We start from the raw sequence: 18,297 nt of genomic DNA on the forward strand, positions 1-18,297 counted from the left end.
AGGTGTACATCCTGCGATGTACGTTTCGGTTATTCGTTGTTTTGAACCAATGATGATGTCTTCGGGAGATTAATACAAAGTGTTGCTGAAAAGCCCTGTCTATACGACATGGGGACTTCAAATGCATTTTTGCAGTCACCCACCTGCCAAGCAGGTTCATAAGACAATGTAGCCGGACGGCATAGGCGGGTTTCTAATTTCACCATGTACAGCACCCTGACTTTTCCTTTTTACGAGGAAGCCAGGGTGTTTTTATGTTGATTTTTGGGTGGATCTGATGAATGATTTAATTCGGATTATTGTTGATCCTAGTATTTTTGTTAAATATGATGCTTACCCTTTTGTTACTACTTGAACAATGTTACACTAGAATACATAATGGAACGGTTACACTCAAAGGAGGAAGGGTCTTGACCTTAAAGAGAACGCTCGTCGGTATCATCCGAAGTATGGAGGGGACCAGCGATCGAGCCAAGGATCCCAAATTAAAAACACGCTATTACAATTTATCCAAAGAAAAAGCCTGGGAAGAAGTATCTTCGACACTAAAAAAAATTCCGGGTTATAAAGTACTGCATGAGGTGCACTCTGTAGGCGAGATTATACTGGAAAAACGCACGACGTTTGGGCGTACAATGGATATTACGGTTTCCATTATTTCGGTGAGTCCTGTACGAAGTGCAGTGGATATGTACTCTGCTTCCCGCGGTTCATTGGGAGATCTCGGTTCCAACTATCGTACGATTATGCACTTGTTCTCCGTACTTGATAAAAAGCTCAGCAAGTATAAGGCGAATGAGTGAAATAAATGATGAAATAATAAAAAGCGAGAGAAGGATGACCTTCCTCGCTTTTATTCTGCAATTACGAAAGTTGTTTTACAGCAAAGCTTTTACTGCAGCAATGGCTTGCTCGAAGTTAGGGGAGTCTGTCATTTCAGGCAAGTACTCCACATATGTAATTTTGTCTTCGGCATCCAGGACAAAAATAGAGCGCATGTCCAGTTGGAATTCTTTGATCAGAACGCCATAGTTTTCGCCGAAAGAGCGTGTTTTGTAGTCGGAAAGGGTAACCACGCGGTCAACACCAGCCGCACCGCACCAACGCTCCTGTGCGAATGGAAGGTCTACGCTGACGGTCAGAACAACAACGTTCTCGCCGAGTTCAGCTGCCTCAACATTGAAGCGGCGAGTCTGAGCATCACATACGCCAGTATCCAGAGAAGGAACAACGCTGATTAATTTAATCTTGCCTGCGAAGTCTTTCAGAGATGCATCTTCAATCAAGTTTTTGCTCACGGTGAAGTCAGGTGCTTGATCGCCCACTTTCAATTCAGGTCCGATCAATGTGATAGGGTTGCCTTTAAATGTGGCTGCGCCTTTACGTTCTTGTGTCATAAATAATGTTCCTCCTTATAAATTGGTGATCCGTGCCAAAATCCATTATAATCTTTTATGAAAGACATTGTCCAATCTGGACGTGTATCATTGTGATGGATTCAAGAGAAGGTCTGATTTTAACAGGGTGGAGTGAAAGTGAAAATCTATGATATTTATCCGTTATGAAAATTGGAAAGATTACTTGAAGTACTTCCCTTTGACGTCGATTCTTTTAATTGCGAATGTTGTTATGTTTATCGTGTTAACGTTTAATGGTGGCTCCACCAACAATATGGTACTGCTCAAGTTTGGGGCGCTGACGAATTACGAATTGTTTGCCCAGGATTGGTGGCGTTATGTGACTTCCATGTTTTTGCATGCAGGGTTCGGTCACCTCTTGTTTAACAGTTTTGCGTTAATTGTATTTGCTCCGCCGATGGAACGCTTGCTTGGATCGTTGAGATACGGTGTCTTGTATCTTGGGGGAGGAGTAGTAGGTAATATTCTTGCTGTTGCCTGGTATAATTCGATCGACAAAATTACGATTTCGGTAGGCGCGTCTGGTGCAATCTATGCTGTCTACGGGGCATTTCTCTACGTGGCATTGTTCCAGCGTAACATTATGGATGAAACCTCGCGCAAAACGATGTATACACTGTTGTTGTTCGGGATTATTTTCTCCTTTGCAGTGTCTAATATCAATTGGATGGCGCATTTAGGTGGTTTGCTCGGTGGATTCTTTATTTATGGTTTGATTATTCGTTTATGGAAACCACGGATTTTTAGGAAATAGGTAGAACGTTCTCGAGATGGAATGTGCGGTGAACGATATAGTAGGGTATAACAGATTGGAGCGATCAGGCAAGTGGAATTAAGACAGTTGCATTATTTTCTGAAAGTTGCTCAAAAGGAACATGTTACACAGGCGGCGGAAGAGTTGCACGTGGCACAGTCTGCGGTCAGCAGGCAGATTCATCAGCTTGAAGAGGAGCTTGGTGTGGATCTTTTTATGCAAAAAGGACGGAATTTGCAGTTAACTGCGGTAGGACAGCTTTTTTGCAAACGGGTTGAAGGTATTTTAAAGGATCTCGACAAAGCTGTAGGTGAAGTACATGAATTTCTTGACCCGGAGCACGGGGAAATTCGGATCGGCTTTCCGCACAGTCTAGGAATTCATCTCATACCTTCTGTAGTGGCGGCTTTTCGTCAGAAGTATCCGAACGTAAAATTCAGATTTAAGCAAGGGATGTACCCGACATTGATTCGGGATGTATTGTCGGCAGAAGTGGATCTTGCATTTATTTCACCATTTCCAGAAAAACATGATCAGGTTGCTGGTGATATTGTGCTTACTGAGGAATTGCATGCGATCTTGCCGCCGAATCATCCGCTTGCAGGAGAAGAGACCATTGCACTCGAACAGCTGAAGGATGAGAAGTTTGTGTTGTTCAGCAAAGGTTACTCCCTGCGGCCTATTGTATGGCATGCCTGCCTGGAAGCTGGATTCACACCGAAAATCGCCTTTGAAGGCGAGGAGACGGATACGATTCGTGGTTTGGTAGCGGCGGGCATGGGTGTCAGTCTGTTGCCGGAAATGGCGTTATTCCAGACGAATCCCTTGCAACCTGCACATGTGGCGATCTCTCAGCCGAAAGTAACCCGCACGATTGGGTTGATTCACCGTGCAGATGATAAGTTGCCACTCGTTGCTCAGTCTTTCCGCTCATTTTTGCTTCATTATTTTGGTTTACAACAAAACAATACCCCATCCGAATAACGGTGGGGTATTGTTTTGTTTTTATTTATTTAACTTGTTCATTGAGTATCTGCAGCAATTAGTCCCGGCTATTAAAGATTCCGATGTAACGAATCAGTTCAAGTAAAGAGATCAATGCAGCGGCAACGTAAGTTAAAGCTGCGGCATTCAATACTTTGGCTACGCCTTTTTCTTCTTCATTACGGATATATCCTTCTGATACCATTATTTCACGTGCTCGATTGCTGGCATTGAATTCGACCGGTAATGTAATCAACTGAAATGCAACAGTGACAGAGAAGAAGATAATACCGATTCCGACCAGGTTCATCGCGTTAAAGAGGAAACCTGCAATCAACAGGAATGGTGCGAGTCCAGAAGCAAAGTTCACAATCGGAAAAATCCGGTGACGCAATGCAAGCATAGGGTAACTTTCCTTGTGTTGAATGGCATGGCCGACTTCGTGACATGCAACGGATAATGCCGAGATGGACTTTTCGTAGTACACAGGTTCTGACAAACGTACAACCCGATTGATCGGATCATAGTGGTCAGAGAGTGAGCCACGAACTGGTTCAATCGGCACATCGTGCAGACCGTTAGCATCGAGCATATGACGGGCTGCATCGTAACCGGTCATTCCGTTCTGGTTCGGTACTTCGGACCAACGTCTAAAGGTGCCCTTAACGCGAAATTGCGCCCATAACGAGAGCAAAAAGGCGATGATAATCAATACGAACATACCGTTATTAAAACTCATATCCATTCCTCCGCTTTCATAATAAGCTACATCATGGTGTTTTCAAGCAAGATTTTTAATGCCTCCATTGTACCCGCGCTTTTGGTGAGTAGTCCTGCCATCATCTTACGTGCTTGTACAGGTTTCATCTCTCCAAGCAATGGTTTGAGTTCATTGACCTCTCGCTCAAGTTGCTGAACATGAAGTTCAAGTGTTGTCAGTTTGCTGGCTACTTGTTCTTCAGTACTGACCAGACGCCACTTCTCAAGAGATTGTTTAATCTCTTCGAGACTATACTTCTCTTGTTTCATCTGTACAATACGTTCAAGTCTGGTTAAGGTTTCATGACTATAAAGACGATAATTTTTTTGGGTTCGTTCTTCAGGAGCGATTAACCCGAGCTTTGTGTAATAGTCAATTGTCCGTTCGCTTACACCAGCCGTTTTGGCGAGTTCGCCAATTCGAAAAAGTTTCATATCCCCAATGATATTCACCTCGCTTGCAAGTTCAAATGTAGGGAAATGTAGTTTCCACAAGCGCCTCAATGTACACGCTCAATTTTTCTTTCTAATAAGTATGATACATGATCATGAACCGTACAGTCAAACGTTATGCTTTGAAGATAGCTTGCTTTATTCCTATATCTATGTACTCAAAGTGTATGAATATGTACTTAAGTGCAAGAAAAAGACGTAAGACTTTATTCCCATAAAATATTTTTGGAAATGATAAAAATACTCTTGTCAACTTTCCTTACTTCTGCTTATAATGACATTAAGAGTTTCACGATATGTAAAGAAACATAACACAAGAGGGAGTGGGGCAAATGAGAAAGAAATGGTTGGTTTCAATGTTAGCAATGCTTACTTTACTGGCTTTTCCGGTAAGTGCATTCGCTGCTGCGGAGGGTCCAAGTACTATTGAGCTTCAAAGCGGTCTGAACTCGGCATTTACGTTTCTGGCAGTAGTGCTAGTGTTCTTTATGCAAGGGGGGTTTGCACTCCTTGAAGCGGGTTCGACACGAATGAAAAATGCAGGACACATTGCTGGTAAGACGATCCTGACATTGGGTATTTCAGTTATTGCATTCTGGGGGCTTGGCTTTGGTCTAGGCTTCGGTAACGGTAACGGATTCTTCGGAACAACCGGTTTCTTCATGAGTGGAGACAACATGGCAGCTTCCTTTGAATCACTCGCTTTCTCCGATGTTCCACTAACGATTAAATTTGTTTTCCACCTTGCATTTGCTGCTGTCTCCCTGGCTATTGCCTGCGGTGGTATGGCAGAACGTGCAAAGATGAGCGTATATATCGTGTTTGGTACACTGTATACCATTATTATGTATCCGGTCGTTGCTCACTGGGTATGGGGCGGTGGCTGGCTCGCAGAGCTGGGTATGCAAGACTTCGCGGGTTCAACAGTAGTTCACTTAACGGGTGCGACAGCAGCGTTGGTAGCTACCATCTTGCTGAAACCTCGTATCGGTAAATATAACAAAGACGGCAAACCTAACATCATTCCGGGTCACAACCAAGTGTATTCCGTACTCGGGGTCATCATCCTCTGGATCGGTTGGTTCGGTTTCAACCCAGGTAGTACGTTGTCTGCGATGGGTGAAGGATTCTTCGGTTACGTGGCGCTCACTACAAACGTGGCTGCTGCTGCGGGTGGTGTTGCCGCACTGTTGATCTCCTGGGCAGTTCTCGGAAAATCAGATATTCCTAGCATGTTGAACGGGGTGCTTGCTGCACTCGTAGCGATTACTGGTGCTTGTGCGTTCGTAGAACCTTGGGCTGCACTAGTCATTGGTGCAATCGCAGGTATCATTACATTCTTCACGGCTCAATATTTCGATCGCAAAGGTATTGATGATCCGATCTATGCGTTCTCTGTACACGGTATCGCTGGTATGTGGGGTGCCATCTCCACCGGTTTGTTCGCAACACCTGAGCTTGCTGAGAAAGTAGGCGTAGGTCAAGCGGGTCTGTTCTATGGCGGTGGATTCCACCAACTGGGTGTTCAATTGTTAGGTCTTGCTGGCGCATTTGCCTTCGTACTCGTGATGTCCTTCATTATTCTCGGCGGTATGAAAGCTGTAATGGGTATTCGTGTCACGGAAGAAGAAGAGACAATGGGGCTTGATCTTAGTGAACACGGGACATATGGATATCCTGAGCAAATGAAACATGCAGAATCCAAATCAGGTGGTACATTCAGCTCCTGAGGTAAATCAAGATTGAAATTGCTTCAAGGAGGCTGGATATGATGGAACCTATCTCAATAACAAACCTTTCCTGGTCTTATCGAGGGATCGATGGTGCAACTTCTGCACATGAACTGCGCCAGGCACGTGTTATTTTGCAGAGAGAACTCCAGAAATCAATGTCCGTTTCCTTGTCGCTGGTCGAATGGTACGAGATGGTAAATGAACTGCATGACCGCATTGCACGGAAAGCATTAGAGTTATGCATTCAGGGGATGGTAGAGGAGGGCTTCGGCCAGCCTCCCGTCCCCTATGCCTTTATCGTATTTGGAAGCTCCGGCAGGGAAGAAGCGACATTATGGAGTGATCAGGATAATGGCATGATTATCAGTGATGCTCCGCATGCAACTAAAGAAGAATATTTCAAGGAACTGGGAAACCGTATTGCGGATTTATTGGAAGAGCTGGGTTATGCCAAATGCGAGGGCAAGGTGATGTGCTCGGAATCTCTTTGGCGGAAAACGCTGGCGGATTGGCAAAAGCAATTATTCGAATGGAGTTCCGACTTAAACTGGGAACCGGTGCGTAACCTGATCATCGCTTCTGATATGCGTTTTATTGCAGGGGAATCTAATTTGGCAGAGGCTTGGCTTACGAGCTTTTATGAACAGTTTCGCCGGGTTCCACAGCTCTCTGATGCGGTATTACGTAATACGGTAAAACATAAGGCGACATTAAATATACTGGGTCGTGTCGTTACAGAGCGATTTGGTGAACATGCGGGCGGCTTTGATGTCAAATATGGCGTTTATATCCCGCTGGTCAACAGTGCAAGATTTTTGGCTTTGCAGCATGGGATTCAGGAATCATCAACATTAAAACGTATGGAAAGGCTGACTTCGCTTGAGGCCATTCCTTTTCAGTTAACGGACACATGCCAGCGTGCATTTACGTCTGCTTTGAAGCTACGTCGAAACACGCCGGTTGTTATACGTGAGGATTTACAGCAGAGCAGTGGTTTTCTGGATGAGAAACAGATGAAGCAGAAGCAAATTCATTATGAACTGAGGGAGACACTGGGATTGGTCAAGCGAGTGCATCGTGCTTTGCAAAGACAGTTGCGTTTTGCAGAAAGGAGACGTCCATGAGAGAGCCGGCAAGGGGCAGTACAGGGTTTTGGAATTCGCTGCGTCAGGGAGGGGTTCCTTCCGCCATCGCTTCCATTATGGGAGCCCCTACGGCGCAACATATGGCGTTTATCCGTTCCATGATGAGGGAGCAACGTAGACCAGAAGTGTTGCATACGCCTCTGGGCGAATTGGATGCTGTTGTATTTGATCTGGAAACAACAGGTTTTTCCCCCCAGCATGGAGATGAAATTTTGTCCTTTGGTGCAGTGCGTCTTCGAGGTGGCGTTGTGTTGGAAGAGGAACAGTTCTATACGCTGGTCCAGTCAAAAACGGCAGTGCCGAAGCATATTACCGAACTCACCGGGATTACGCAACAGATGACAGAGAAGGCGCCTACACTGCTTCAAGGATTGCATGATTTCATGTCCTTTGTGGGTGGGAACGTACTAGTAGCTCACGCGAGTGCGCATGACCGGGCTTTTCTCAATGCAGCGTTGTGGCGAACCTCCAAAGTTAGGTTGACTCATCGTTTAATTGATACGATGATGCTCGCCCGCTGGCTTGAACCTTCGAGACCCGGATACGGGCTTGACGAACTGCTTGAATCTAGAGGCATTCCAATCTATGGACGGCACCATGCGCTTGAAGATGCTAAAATGACGGCGCAGTTATGGTCTTGTTATCTTGAGGATATGCAACGCAAAAATATAGAGACCTTGGGTGACCTTTACACCCAATTAAGTCATGCGTAACGTTAATGGTGTTAAGCTGTAGGGGTATAGTGGAAACGAAGCCTCACCACGTGGCTGTGCTTCATTCGATATAATTTGATAAGCGTTCAGGAGCATAGATGATTTGGAGTTCTCTGAAGCTGAAACCGAGAGATCGGGTGCACCAATCAGATATGTGTGCATCATTCCCGCGAAGTTCGGGAGGGCTTGCAGGTCCTCTTGCGAAGGAATCGGCAATGAACACGGATGGGTGTGGAAAATGCCAACGATCGTAACATCAGAGAAAAAACATTGAATCCATTCCGATTGATCCAGCGAGAAGTGATGCAGCGGGTCAGGCGCTACGTTACGAATGGGCTGAAACCGACTGATTCGTATGCCGCCCGCTGCGGATTCACCCAGCACAACCCCGCAGGCTTCTTGCGGCAGCGAAAGATGCATGTGCCTGGACATTTCTCGTTCCACCGAGCGAGGAAGGGTTAAGGTATTTTGCTGCCCGTGAAGTGCTGCCATTTGTATTCACCCCTCTCTCTTTTGGCTCCTGCTTCATGCAGGAGTCCTTTTTTATTTTATTTTGTTCGGTGCCGATTGTAAAATTTTAAGGGAAAAGGGTACAATATGAGAAAGGAATGATGTAATTCCATTGGATACACATTGAATGAACAAGAGGGTGGCGAGTGATGAAACGTAACATATACATACTGCTCGGAGCTGTCCTGCTTATTGGTATAGCTCTTGCTCAGAATACGGATAGTGGTATTGCCGCAGTTTTTAAACAGGAACAGCCTATGCCAACGGAGACGGGGCCGAAGGCAGGGTTACTGGCACCGCCATTTTCGCTGACTGGACTCGATGGCAAGACGTATAGCGTAGGCGGGGCGAAAGAGAAAGCGACCTTTGTCAGTTTCTGGGCGTCATGGTGTGACCCTTGTAAACAAGAAGCACCTGAACTGAACCATCTGGCTGAAAAATACCAAGATAAGCTGGATCTTTACGGTGTAAATGTTACTTCATACGATAAATTGAAGGATGCCAAAGCGTTTGTGGACGAGTACAAGTTGACATTCCCGATCCCGCTTGATGAAAAGGGAACCGTCTATGCTCAGTATAATGGCGTTGCATTTCCAACGAACGTTCTTATTGACTCCCGGGGCGTAATCCAAGAGATCGTTCTTGGCATCCTGCCAGAAAAAGAGTTGGAGAAAAAAATTAAAAAGCTGATCGCAAACTAAAAGAAAAGATTTTTTGCTTATCGTTTTGCATTGAAAAAGCTTCCGCCACCATCGTTAAAGGTGACAGAAGCTTTGTTTATTTTCCGGGAAATAAGAAGCAGGATCATGTGTAGTGTTTGATTTAGACTTCTAGTGATTGATTAGACCTGGGGTTGGCATCGAAAAGGATTCCGGCTCATCCGAGATATTTTCCTGGAGTAGAGCATACCGGAAGCTGTGTACGAGCGCTTCCCAGCTGGCTTCGATGACGTTCTCGGATACACCGACAGTGTTCCATGTGTTCTCGGTATTTTTGGATTCGATCAATACACGAACCTTTGCGGCGGTAGCATCCTTTTCATCCAGTACACGAACTTTGTAGTCCGACAGGTGCATATGAGCAAGAGAAGGGAAGTACTGCACAAGTGCTTTCCGAAGTGCATTATCCAGTGCGTTGACCGGGCCGTTTCCTTCTGCTGCGGTATACACACTTGTTCCGGCAACATTCAGTTTGACAAAAGCTTCGGATACCACGGATTTGCCTGCCGTTTTCTCCACAAGCATTTTGAATGATTCAAAGGTGAAAAGTTCTTTCATATCTCCGTTCGCTTCACGAATCAACAATTCCAGCGATGCATCGGCGCCTTCGAATTGATAACCTTGATGCTCCAGGTCTTTGATTTTTTCAATGATTTGACGGGAGTTCGGGCTGCTTGGATCAAATTCCAATCCCATTTCCTGTGCTTTGGACACAATGTTGCTCTGTCCAGCCAGTTCGGAGACAAGCACACGTTGCTTGTTGCCGACAAGTTCAGGCACGATATGCTCATAGGTTCGGGAATCCCGCAAGATGGCAGACACATGGATACCACCTTTATGAGCAAATGCCGCATTACCTACATAAGGTTGGTTGATTGGCATATTCACATTCGCAATCTCGCTGATATAACGAGCAACATTCGTGAGTTGTTTCATGGAATCCTCAGAGACACATTCGTAACCCAGTTTGAGCTGCAAGTTCGGGATAATGGAAGCGAGGTTAGCGTTACCGCAGCGCTCTCCATAACCGTTCATTGTGCCTTGAACCTGTCGGGCCCCTGCTTGTACAGCACTAAGCGTGTTTGCAACCGCTAGCTCACAATCATTATGGGTGTGGATACCAAGATGTGCTTGCGGCAACATCCGATGCAGGGTGGATACGATCTCGTGAACTTCGTGAGGCATCGTTCCTCCATTAGTATCACACATGACGAGCCAGTCCGCCCCGGCTTCGTGGGCTTTGGTCATGACAGCTTGTGCATAATCCGGGTTGTTTTTAAATCCATCAAAGAAATGCTCGGCATCAAAGATCACTTCCATGCCATTTTGTTTCAAATACGCGATGGAATCATAGATCATGGACAGATTTTCTTCAAGCGTAGTCTGCAAGGCGGTATGCACATGGAAGTCCCATGATTTTCCGACCAGCGTTGCAGCCTGTGCACCGGATTCGATCATACGTTTCAGATTGGCGTCTTCGCTGGCGATACTGCCTTTGCGGCGAGTGCTTCCAAATGCAACAACTTTGGCGTTCAGCTTCAATTCCTTGACTCTTTTGAAAAACTCAATGTCTTTGGTATTGCTACCGGGAATTCCGCCTTCAATATAGTGAGCACCCAGGTCATCCAGCTTTTTGGCAATTTTGAGTTTGTCATCTGCTGATAAGCTGACACCCTCTCCTTGTGTGCCGTCGCGTAATGTTGTATCGAAGATGGAAATGGCCTTTGACATGAAGATCCTCCTTAAGGTAAAGCGCTTTTTTATAAGTTTTGATGGTATGGTTGAAAAAAGGTAAGAACGTTAATGGATAAATCCTTCGATGTAGCAACGCTACACTGTGTTAAACTGGTTAGATGGATTTGTCCCAAACTCGTGAATTTGTATAATTAATTATTATAGCATCATTATAGCCAAATGCTACATAGAATTCGCAGGTTGACGTAAACAATTTTGATTTAATTGTGAAAAAGGGTCCGGGGTATCAAAAGGCGACCTATGTTATAATTTTAACAACGACAATAAAGCGAACTCCCGGCCGGGAGGAGAGAAAGGGTGGGGGGCGTGAAGTCTTCAGACAACAATCCTCCAATGAATGTAAGCGAGTATTATCCAGCGGCTGGCAGAGTGATTCTGCATGTCGACATGAACGCCTTTTATTGCTCAGTACATGAAGCAGAAGAGCCGGCGTTATATAGAGGAAAAGCGACTGCTGTTGCGGGTAGCAGCGAGTTGCGTAAGGGTGTTATTGTCACTTGTTCTTATACAGCCCGAAGCAGAGGGATTTCAACCGGCATGGTTGTGCAACAGGCGATGAAAAAATGTCCTGATCTGATTGTCATTCGACCGGATTTCCACCTGTATCGTCAATACTCCAGAGCGTTTATGCAGATTGCGTATAGTTATACGCCTTTGCTGGAAGCAACCTCAATTGATGAGTGTTATCTGGATATTACGGGGTCGAAACAATTCGGTACACCTATTGAAATCGCTGAACAGATTCAGCAGAGAATCATGGAGGAACTTGGCCTGCCCTGTTCCATTGGGATTGCGCCGAACAAGCTGCTTGCCAAAATGGCTTCGGATCTGAAAAAACCGAACGGCATATCGATTTTGCGAATGAGGGACGTGCCGCGCATTTTATGGCATAGACCATGTAACGAGATGTTTGGTATCGGGAAAAAGACGGCCGAGAAGCTTAAAAAGCTGGGCATTGATACGATCGGCCAACTGGCTAAGTCGGACGAAAAAATGCTGATAGACCTGTTTGGTGTAAATGGAACTTGGCTCAAAAATTCGGCTAATGGCATTCATCACTCGCCTGTCGTTGCGGAGCGGGAAGCGAATAAATCGATTGGGCATACAACAACACTGCCAGCCGATGTCTCTGAAATGGGGGATATCCACCGCGTGTTTCTCAACATCAGTGATCAGGTAGCCCGAAGATTACGCAAACACGAAATGCTCAGTCAAGGCATACAGATCACGATTCGTACACCTGATATGAAAACGATCACGAGGTCCCGCATGATGGATATACCTACAGAGGACGCGGCAGTCATCTATCGTGAGGCCTGTAAGCTTTTTGCAAAACACTGGGGAAATGGAAAACCTGTACGAATGCTTGGCATCACGTTGCAGACATTGATTCCGCGAGAAGAGTCAGCTGTGCAGATGGATTTGTTTGAATATGAACAAAAGCCGAAAAAGGAAAGTTTAATTCGAATTATGGATCAGCTCCGGGATAAATTCGGTGAGAATGCGGTAGTGACTGCAGGGATGCTGGGGGATGACCCTTCCGTATTGCTTCGTAATCACAAAGTAAGGGGAACGTCACTGCAAAAAGATAACTTGCAAAGTTTCGACTAAACAGGGATAATGTAAAGTTGTGGTTGTTGCAATTTGATTTGTAATTATTCAAACTTTGGTTTAATATGTTTTTAGATAAAAACACGGTTCGTGGTGAACTCTAGGAGGAGAGATTGTACAATGAGTAAATATACTTGGGTTGAAAAAGACACATGTATTGCATGTGGTGCTTGCGGAGCAACAGCTCCAGATATCTATGATTATGATGATGAAGGTTTGGCAGAAGTGATCTTTGATGGCGATGCTAACAAAGGAATCAAGGCCATCCCTGATGATTTGTTCGATGATATGCAGGATGCATGCGATGGTTGCCCTACAGACTCCATTAAAGTAGCGGACGAGCCTTTTAATAAAGAAGGTTAAGTTTTTTCATTTCATGTACATCAAAGCACATTTTTTGTCGCAGAGACAGAAGGTGTGCTTTTTTATATGTGCCAAATTCAATTGGTTAGTACCAAGTACTGAAGTCCTATGCATATTTTGACGCTGGATGCCGATATATAACTCTATAAGCTTACGCCGGAATAGTGGAGGATTAGATGCAAAATACGGATCTAAGGTCATATGTCAAGAAACATCCAGATAATAAAATGGCATGGTATTTGTTAGGCAAAGAGTACCTTGGCGAAGGACAGGAAGGAAAGGCCAATTATTGTTTTCAGCAAGCGGGCGAAGTGTATGAAGCTTTCGAGCGGAGTAAAGCCCCTGCTGACATATGGATGGACTATCAGGATAAGTTAGTAGAGATGTCTGAGCTTAAGGAGAAAAAGAAACGCAGACGCAAAATGTGGCTGACTCTGTTAATGATACTACTTTTAGCGGGTTTACCGCCTGCAGATGCCCCTGGTGCCCATAAAGGGGCGACGGATGCCCTGTCTGAAGCCCTGGAGTCAGAGGACGACACACCTCCTGCAGAGCTTGCTAAAGAGCAACAAGGAGTGAGTCCAACGTCCATAGAGCAGAGCAATGTGTTCACAGCGGCTGGATTTGGCAATGGAAACGATGGGGGAGATGCTCTTGCTACTGCCTGGTCTGGATCAGGTGCTGGAATGAATACGACGGCTGTTCTCGGCATGCAGACCTCAGAGAAATGGTCTGTCTGGAAGCGGGATATGCCAGTCAAATACATTGTGCAGACCAATGAAAAAGGCAAGCTCACGGCCCAAAGTTATGATGCAGAACAATGCAACTGTGAACCGCCTAAAGTATCCTCTAAGATCAAACGTATGGCATCCGCGTGGACAGCTAAACAGGAGACAGCCGCAGCGTTGTCAAGTGCAATCCTTTCATATCATAAACAACACAAATCCTGGCCAAAGACTGTCACAGCACTGGCCCAGCCGTTTCCTAACAATATTTTGGGAGAAACTTCAGCTGAAATGAGTGAGATGTTTCCACAGCTGTTAGCCACTCATCAATCCAAGGCTCAAGAGGCAAGTTCTAACGGTAACGGGAAACAACAGGCTACCGGGTCATCCAAGACGAAAAAGGCACCGTTTGCTGATACGTTAGGGGGACAGCCTTTTTTTGAAGAGCCGCTTGAGATTGTGATCGACAAGAGTAACCACAGGTTGGCACTCATCAGCGGGGATACGATCATTCGGATGTATGAAGTGGGTCTGGGCGGAGAGCGGACGCCTGAGGGCTCTTATGTCATTACGGATAAAGTGGTTAATCCGAATGGCCACTCTAATGGAGAGTTCGGAACTCGAGGCATGCAGCTCTCGAATACGAATTATGCCATCCACGGGACTAATGAGCCTGATAGCATCGGCCTTGATGAGTCCCTTGGATGTGTGAGGATGAGCAAAGCGGATGTGGAAGAGTTGTTCGCTCTTGCTCCGCAAGGAACTCCGGTGCGCATTGGTAAAGATCTGCTCCCAGAGCTAACATCTGTGCCAAAAGCCGAACAGCGGTATAAGTACAAACTTGTTCCTCAGCAGAACAATCCAAACAAAACATATCACTGGCTAAATTGACCCTGCAGTTCTCTGATATAATTGTAAAGTTCCCTTTAAGCTCAGAGATTACTATATGTAAGTTCGGTTAGTGGATGCTGATTCAACTACATATTGGCAATAATAAGCAGAGCACCAATGATAACGATCAAACCGCCAACGCTGGCTGCTGTCCATATGATGGCTTTGCGATTGACCTCTTCTTTTTTTTGTTGCAATGCAGGTGGTTTACGTTTCTGAGCCATGTCTTTTTTCCTCCTTCATAGGTATCGAAATGGTCTAGAGTAACCATGCTTTCATTGTAAAGAATTCAGCCTGCTATTTCCAGTGGGTAGGTCGATTTCTTATGCTTAGATCATCTGATTTGAAATTTGTTTGTCTATGCGTAAATGACTTTCTTTTTGAAGGAGAAACGGCTAGACTTGTGTGTAGAGTTTTTTTACATATAAGAGACGGAGAGCGGCCATATGGCGTACCGAACCAGAACGGAGTGAGTGATTTGTTATACAAAAGTCTTGCTAAACCTTTATTGTTTAAGATGGACCCTGAACAGGCCCATCATCTGATTATTGGTGGCCTAAGCGGTGTGGGTAGTGTCCGTCCAGTTCCATCCGGACTACGTGTCATGTACGGCGTGCGTGAAACCCCGGATCTGGCGGTGGACATGTTCGGTTGTCATTTTCCTACACCGGTTGGTCTAGCCGCAGGTCTGGATAAAAACGGACAGGCTGTTACCGGCTTCTCTTCGATTGGGTTCGGATTTATGGAGGTTGGAACGGTGACCCCGCTCGCACAGTCCGGTAATGATCAACCCCGTCTATTCCGTTTACCGCCAGATGAAGCGCTGGTGAACCGGATGGGCTTTAACAATCTCGGTGCAGAAGCGATGGCGGGTGAGCTTGCGCGTCTGCAAGAACGTCGTATCCCTGTAGCGGTCAATATTGGAAAAAATAAAGTCACTCCAAATGAGGAAGCTCATCTGGATTATGCGAAATGTATACAAGCGTTATATACTTATGCAGATTTGTTTGTGGTCAATATCAGTTCACCAAATACACCGGATTTGCGTAATCTGCAACATGGGAATGAATTGAAAGAACTGCTGGCTGCAGTGATGGAAGAGATGAATCGCCAACAGGCTAAGGTTGGTGGAGCAGCCAAATCCGTACTTGTCAAAATAGCTCCTGACGTGAATGAGCAAGAACTCGAATATATGGTTGGTACGATTGCGGCGAGTGGGGTGTCGGGTATCATTGCGACGAATACAACAATCAGCCGTGAAGGTCTCTCGCATCAGCACGCGAAGGAAACGGGCGGGCTCAGTGGAAAGCCGCTACGTGAACGTTCAACAGAAATCATTCGTCAGGTATACAGACAGACTGAAGGCAAGCTCCCCATCATCGGCTCCGGTGGCATTTTTACCAGTGAGGATGCTTATGAGAAAATTAAAGCCGGAGCAAGCCTGGTAGAAATCTATACTGCGTTAATCTATGAAGGACCAGAAGTAAACCGTAAAATCCATGCTGGATTGCGCGAATTACTGCGTAAGGACGGATATCATCATATTTCAGAGGCGGTTGGTGCAGACCACCGTTAAAGAGCGATATACCCCCAGAACACGGAATAATAGAAGCGTGGGAGAGTGTAGAATGGATCGGGACTCTTCCCCCCGGCAAACATCATGTATAATGGATAAGAACAGGGGATGCTATAGAGACAGGAGGCTTAACGATGGACGGTAGAGACTGGGGTACATTTTTACTTCCTTATGAACAAGCGGTAGAGGAATTGAAGGTCAAATTCAAAACGATGCGGGCCGAATTGAAGAAACGGGAAGAATATGCCCCGATAGAATTCGTTACGGGCCGTGTCAAAAAAATCTCCAGTATTCTGGAAAAATCAAGACGTCTGAATGTGGCACTGGATGATGTGGAGACGGGGATAGAGGATATTGCGGGTATTCGGATTATGTGTCAGTTCGTGGATGATATTAGGCGTGTTGCCGAGTACATCAGAGCACGGAAAGATTTAACCGTATTGATTGAAAAAGATTATATAACCAACTTCAAAGAAAGTGGTTATCGCAGTTTTCATATGATCATTGAGTATCCTGTACAGACGGCCTTGGGGCAGAAAAAAGTGCTTGCCGAAATTCAAATTCGGACACTTGCCATGAATTTTTGGGCAACGATTGAACATTCTTTGAGCTATAAATACCGGGAAAGTCTGCCGGAGGACATGCGAGCGAGACTTAAGAAAACAGCGGAGGCCGCTTTCGTCCTCGATAATGAGATGTCAGCGATCCGTCTGCAGATTCTGGAAGCGCAGAAGGCTTTCGAGGATGATTCCAATATTGTGTCAAGAACGCTCAGTATCATTCAACAGCTGTATTTCTATCATCTGGTTCATGAGGCAATTGAAGCACAGAGACGATTCAATGACTGCTGGGAACGGAATGATATGGAGGGGCTCAAAGTGCTGCTGGATGATGTGAAGGAACTTCTGAACAACGCCAGAAAGGGCGAAAATCCAGATGAGCAGTTATGAACCGCTCTACATTGATTATCTGATTTATTTTAATCGAGATCGGGATTATTTCGAGTGTCATGAGGTGCTTGAAGAATTGTGGTTGGAAAGAGATCGAGACCCGCTATACAAAGGCCTGCTGCAAATCGCGGTGGGACTGTATCACTATAGAAATCGTAATTTTCGCGGTGGACGAATGATGCTGCAAAGTTCTCTCGAACTGCTGGAATCGTATCCTGACAGTATTCTCGGTATCCATCTGGGCGATTTGAAAGCTGACGTTCACAGAATTGTGAACGAGTTACAAGATCATGATTCTGAAAAACTGGAGTATCGTGATCTGTCTATCCTTATTGAGGATAAGGCACTTGTACAGCATATACAGAAAAGGTCGCTGGAGCTGAAACCTAATGTTCCGCAGCGGCGAAGTCCAACCCGGGGACGAATTTACGAAGAGAAAATGAAGGCACTACATCAGACAGAGTTACATGAGCATGACGAGAACGCTAATCATCAAGCAAATAATTAGGGTCCTACATCCTATGTTTGTATAACAAGACACCCCGACGATTCCTTTACAGGAATGATCGGGGTGTTTTTGGTTTATTGAATTTAATTTTACCAAAGTTCATTGAACTAGCTTTTACTTGGAGTTGCACTGCCTTTATACTTATCAAAAAATTGCTTGTAGTCGTCCAGAGTATAACCGTTGTCGCTTCCGTTCTCTTTCAAACCGCCAACCATGCGGTCTTTCTCAACGCCATCTTGGTAATAAACGAGTGTAGGTGTGAATTCAATGTTGTAATCTGTCCAGCCGGATTCGAACTCGCGCAGGTTAAACTGTGGAAGCTTAATTCCTTCACTGTCTACCAGCGGCATCAATTGTGGTGTCGTTGCACGGCAGTGTGAGCAGTCGGAAGCAAAGAAATAAACAAAGAAGCTATCCTTGTTATCGATTCTAGCTTTCAGATCAGCCGGCAGGATGATTTGTTGATAGTTAGGATCTTTGAGCAACTCTCTTGTAGCCGGATTAAGCTTGGAAGCTGCAATGCCATAAGCGTTTTCTACAGTATCCATCTGTTTCTTGGATTGTTGGTTCACGAGAACCAGCGCAGCAATCATGACGACTAGTATGCCGAGGAAGATAAGGATTGTAGCGCTTTTCTTTTTCTTCTTGGAATTCATTGTTCATCCCCCATTTTTCATATCGAGATAAAATTTGCAACAAAAATGCAGGCTGGGATAATATGCATAAACAA

The 18,297-nt window shown here is 45.3% G+C and carries 20 protein-coding genes and 1 other RNA gene; 14 read left to right on the forward strand and 7 right to left on the reverse strand.

From position 1 onward, the window contains the following. Positions 1–5: 5 nt before the first annotated feature. Both ssrS and H7T88_RS01300 read left to right on the forward strand, forming a co-directional pair. Positions 6–196, forward strand: a non-coding RNA gene (ssrS, locus tag H7T88_RS01295) — 6S RNA. A 214-nt stretch (positions 197–410) separates the two neighbouring features. Beyond that, entirely contained in the window at positions 411–803 is a 393-nt protein-coding gene (locus H7T88_RS01300) for a DUF1499 domain-containing protein (RefSeq protein WP_090924730.1), read from the forward strand. 75 nt (positions 804–878) lie between these two features. Here the strand turns inward: H7T88_RS01300 and tpx are convergent, their stop codons facing one another. Further along, positions 879–1,397: a thiol peroxidase gene (tpx, locus tag H7T88_RS01305; protein ID WP_090924731.1), complete on the reverse strand. Its 519-nt coding sequence runs from the start codon at positions 1,395–1,397 to the stop codon at positions 879–881. A gap of 148 nt (positions 1,398–1,545) precedes the next feature. On the opposite strand from tpx, the gene H7T88_RS01310 reads away from it, so the two are divergent. Both H7T88_RS01310 and gltC read left to right on the forward strand, forming a co-directional pair. Next, positions 1,546–2,172, forward strand: coding sequence for a rhomboid family intramembrane serine protease (locus tag H7T88_RS01310; protein ID WP_090924732.1), 627 nt, complete (start codon positions 1,546–1,548; stop codon positions 2,170–2,172). Between the two features lie 72 nt (positions 2,173–2,244). Continuing rightward, positions 2,245–3,156, forward strand: a complete 912-nt coding sequence (gene gltC, locus H7T88_RS01315) for a glutamate biosynthesis transcriptional regulator GltC (RefSeq protein ID WP_090924733.1) — start codon at positions 2,245–2,247, stop codon at positions 3,154–3,156. 58 nt (positions 3,157–3,214) lie between these two features. On the opposite strand, the gene H7T88_RS01320 is transcribed toward gltC, so the two are convergent. Both H7T88_RS01320 and H7T88_RS01325 read right to left on the reverse strand, forming a co-directional pair. Further along, positions 3,215–3,895, reverse strand: coding sequence for a zinc metallopeptidase (locus H7T88_RS01320; RefSeq protein ID WP_090924734.1), 681 nt, complete (start codon positions 3,893–3,895; stop codon positions 3,215–3,217). A 26-nt stretch (positions 3,896–3,921) separates the two neighbouring features. Beyond that, entirely contained in the window at positions 3,922–4,350 is a 429-nt protein-coding gene (locus H7T88_RS01325; protein ID WP_090924759.1) for a MerR family transcriptional regulator, read from the reverse strand. A 350-nt stretch (positions 4,351–4,700) separates the two neighbouring features. Here H7T88_RS01325 and H7T88_RS01330 point away from each other — a divergent pair, with 350 nt between their 5' ends. From H7T88_RS01330 to H7T88_RS01340, 3 genes are read left to right on the forward strand one after another with little or no spacing between them, the layout of a single operon-like run. Continuing rightward, positions 4,701–6,098: an ammonium transporter gene (locus H7T88_RS01330; protein WP_154886570.1), complete on the forward strand. Its 1,398-nt coding sequence runs from the start codon at positions 4,701–4,703 to the stop codon at positions 6,096–6,098. A 41-nt stretch (positions 6,099–6,139) separates the two neighbouring features. Then, positions 6,140–7,225: a DUF294 nucleotidyltransferase-like domain-containing protein gene (locus H7T88_RS01335; protein ID WP_423246115.1), complete on the forward strand. Its 1,086-nt coding sequence runs from the start codon at positions 6,140–6,142 to the stop codon at positions 7,223–7,225. Next, positions 7,222–7,959: an exonuclease domain-containing protein gene (locus H7T88_RS01340; RefSeq protein WP_154960065.1), complete on the forward strand. Its 738-nt coding sequence runs from the start codon at positions 7,222–7,224 to the stop codon at positions 7,957–7,959. The genes H7T88_RS01335 and H7T88_RS01340 overlap by 4 nt, the downstream gene beginning before the upstream one ends. Here H7T88_RS01340 and H7T88_RS01345 read toward each other — a convergent pair. Further along, positions 7,945–8,451 (reverse strand): M67 family metallopeptidase, encoded by a 507-nt coding sequence (locus H7T88_RS01345; protein ID WP_221786526.1) that lies wholly within the window; start codon positions 8,449–8,451, stop codon positions 7,945–7,947. The genes H7T88_RS01340 and H7T88_RS01345 overlap by 15 nt on opposite strands. Before the next feature lie 167 nt (positions 8,452–8,618). Between H7T88_RS01345 and H7T88_RS01350 the strand changes: the two genes are divergently transcribed. Beyond that, positions 8,619–9,170: a TlpA disulfide reductase family protein gene (locus H7T88_RS01350; protein WP_090924739.1), complete on the forward strand. Its 552-nt coding sequence runs from the start codon at positions 8,619–8,621 to the stop codon at positions 9,168–9,170. 129 nt (positions 9,171–9,299) lie between these two features. Here H7T88_RS01350 and cimA read toward each other — a convergent pair whose 3' ends face one another. Beyond that, positions 9,300–10,919, reverse strand: coding sequence for a citramalate synthase (gene cimA / locus H7T88_RS01355; RefSeq protein WP_221786527.1), 1,620 nt, complete (start codon positions 10,917–10,919; stop codon positions 9,300–9,302). A gap of 357 nt (positions 10,920–11,276) precedes the next feature. On the opposite strand from cimA, the gene H7T88_RS01360 reads away from it, so the two are divergent. The 3 genes from H7T88_RS01360 to H7T88_RS01370 all read left to right on the forward strand — a co-directional run bounded on the left by H7T88_RS01360 (position 11,277) and on the right by H7T88_RS01370 (position 14,533). Continuing rightward, positions 11,277–12,554 carry a DNA polymerase IV gene (locus tag H7T88_RS01360; protein WP_221786554.1) on the forward strand — a complete coding sequence of 426 codons (1,278 nt, stop codon included), beginning with the start codon at positions 11,277–11,279 and terminating at the stop codon, positions 12,552–12,554. 120 nt (positions 12,555–12,674) lie between these two features. Next, positions 12,675–12,917 carry a ferredoxin gene (locus tag H7T88_RS01365; protein WP_090924741.1) on the forward strand — a complete coding sequence of 81 codons (243 nt, stop codon included), beginning with the start codon at positions 12,675–12,677 and terminating at the stop codon, positions 12,915–12,917. Positions 12,918–13,093: 176 nt separating this feature from the next. Next, positions 13,094–14,533, forward strand: a complete 1,440-nt coding sequence (locus H7T88_RS01370; RefSeq protein WP_154983999.1) for a L,D-transpeptidase — start codon at positions 13,094–13,096, stop codon at positions 14,531–14,533. Between the two features lie 86 nt (positions 14,534–14,619). Here H7T88_RS01370 and H7T88_RS01375 read toward each other — a convergent pair whose 3' ends face one another. Further along, a complete protein-coding gene (locus tag H7T88_RS01375; protein ID WP_167375854.1) occupies positions 14,620–14,757 on the reverse strand; it encodes a hypothetical protein in 138 nt (45 codons plus the stop codon). A 254-nt stretch (positions 14,758–15,011) separates the two neighbouring features. Here H7T88_RS01375 and H7T88_RS01380 point away from each other — a divergent pair, with 254 nt between their 5' ends. From H7T88_RS01380 to H7T88_RS01390, 3 genes are all read left to right on the forward strand, one after another. Continuing rightward, the gene (locus H7T88_RS01380; protein ID WP_154886558.1) at positions 15,012–16,109 is read left to right on the forward strand and encodes a quinone-dependent dihydroorotate dehydrogenase; all 1,098 of its coding nucleotides are present in this window, start codon (positions 15,012–15,014) and stop codon (positions 16,107–16,109) included. A 134-nt stretch (positions 16,110–16,243) separates the two neighbouring features. Beyond that, a complete protein-coding gene (gene yjbM, locus H7T88_RS01385) occupies positions 16,244–17,059 on the forward strand; it encodes a GTP diphosphokinase (RefSeq protein ID WP_090924744.1) in 816 nt (271 codons plus the stop codon). Next, positions 17,046–17,567, forward strand: a complete 522-nt coding sequence (locus H7T88_RS01390) for a DUF309 domain-containing protein (RefSeq protein WP_221786528.1) — start codon at positions 17,046–17,048, stop codon at positions 17,565–17,567. The genes yjbM and H7T88_RS01390 overlap by 14 nt, the downstream gene beginning before the upstream one ends. 107 nt (positions 17,568–17,674) lie before the next feature. Here the strand turns inward: H7T88_RS01390 and H7T88_RS01395 are convergent, their stop codons facing one another. Continuing rightward, the gene (locus H7T88_RS01395) at positions 17,675–18,223 is read right to left on the reverse strand and encodes a thioredoxin family protein (protein ID WP_145412612.1); all 549 of its coding nucleotides are present in this window, start codon (positions 18,221–18,223) and stop codon (positions 17,675–17,677) included. Positions 18,224–18,297: the final 74 nt, after the last annotated feature.

This window comes from Paenibacillus cucumis (ex Kampfer et al. 2016) (genome assembly GCF_019748695.1).
GTDB lineage: Bacteria > Bacillota > Bacilli > Paenibacillales > Paenibacillaceae > Paenibacillus > Paenibacillus polysaccharolyticus.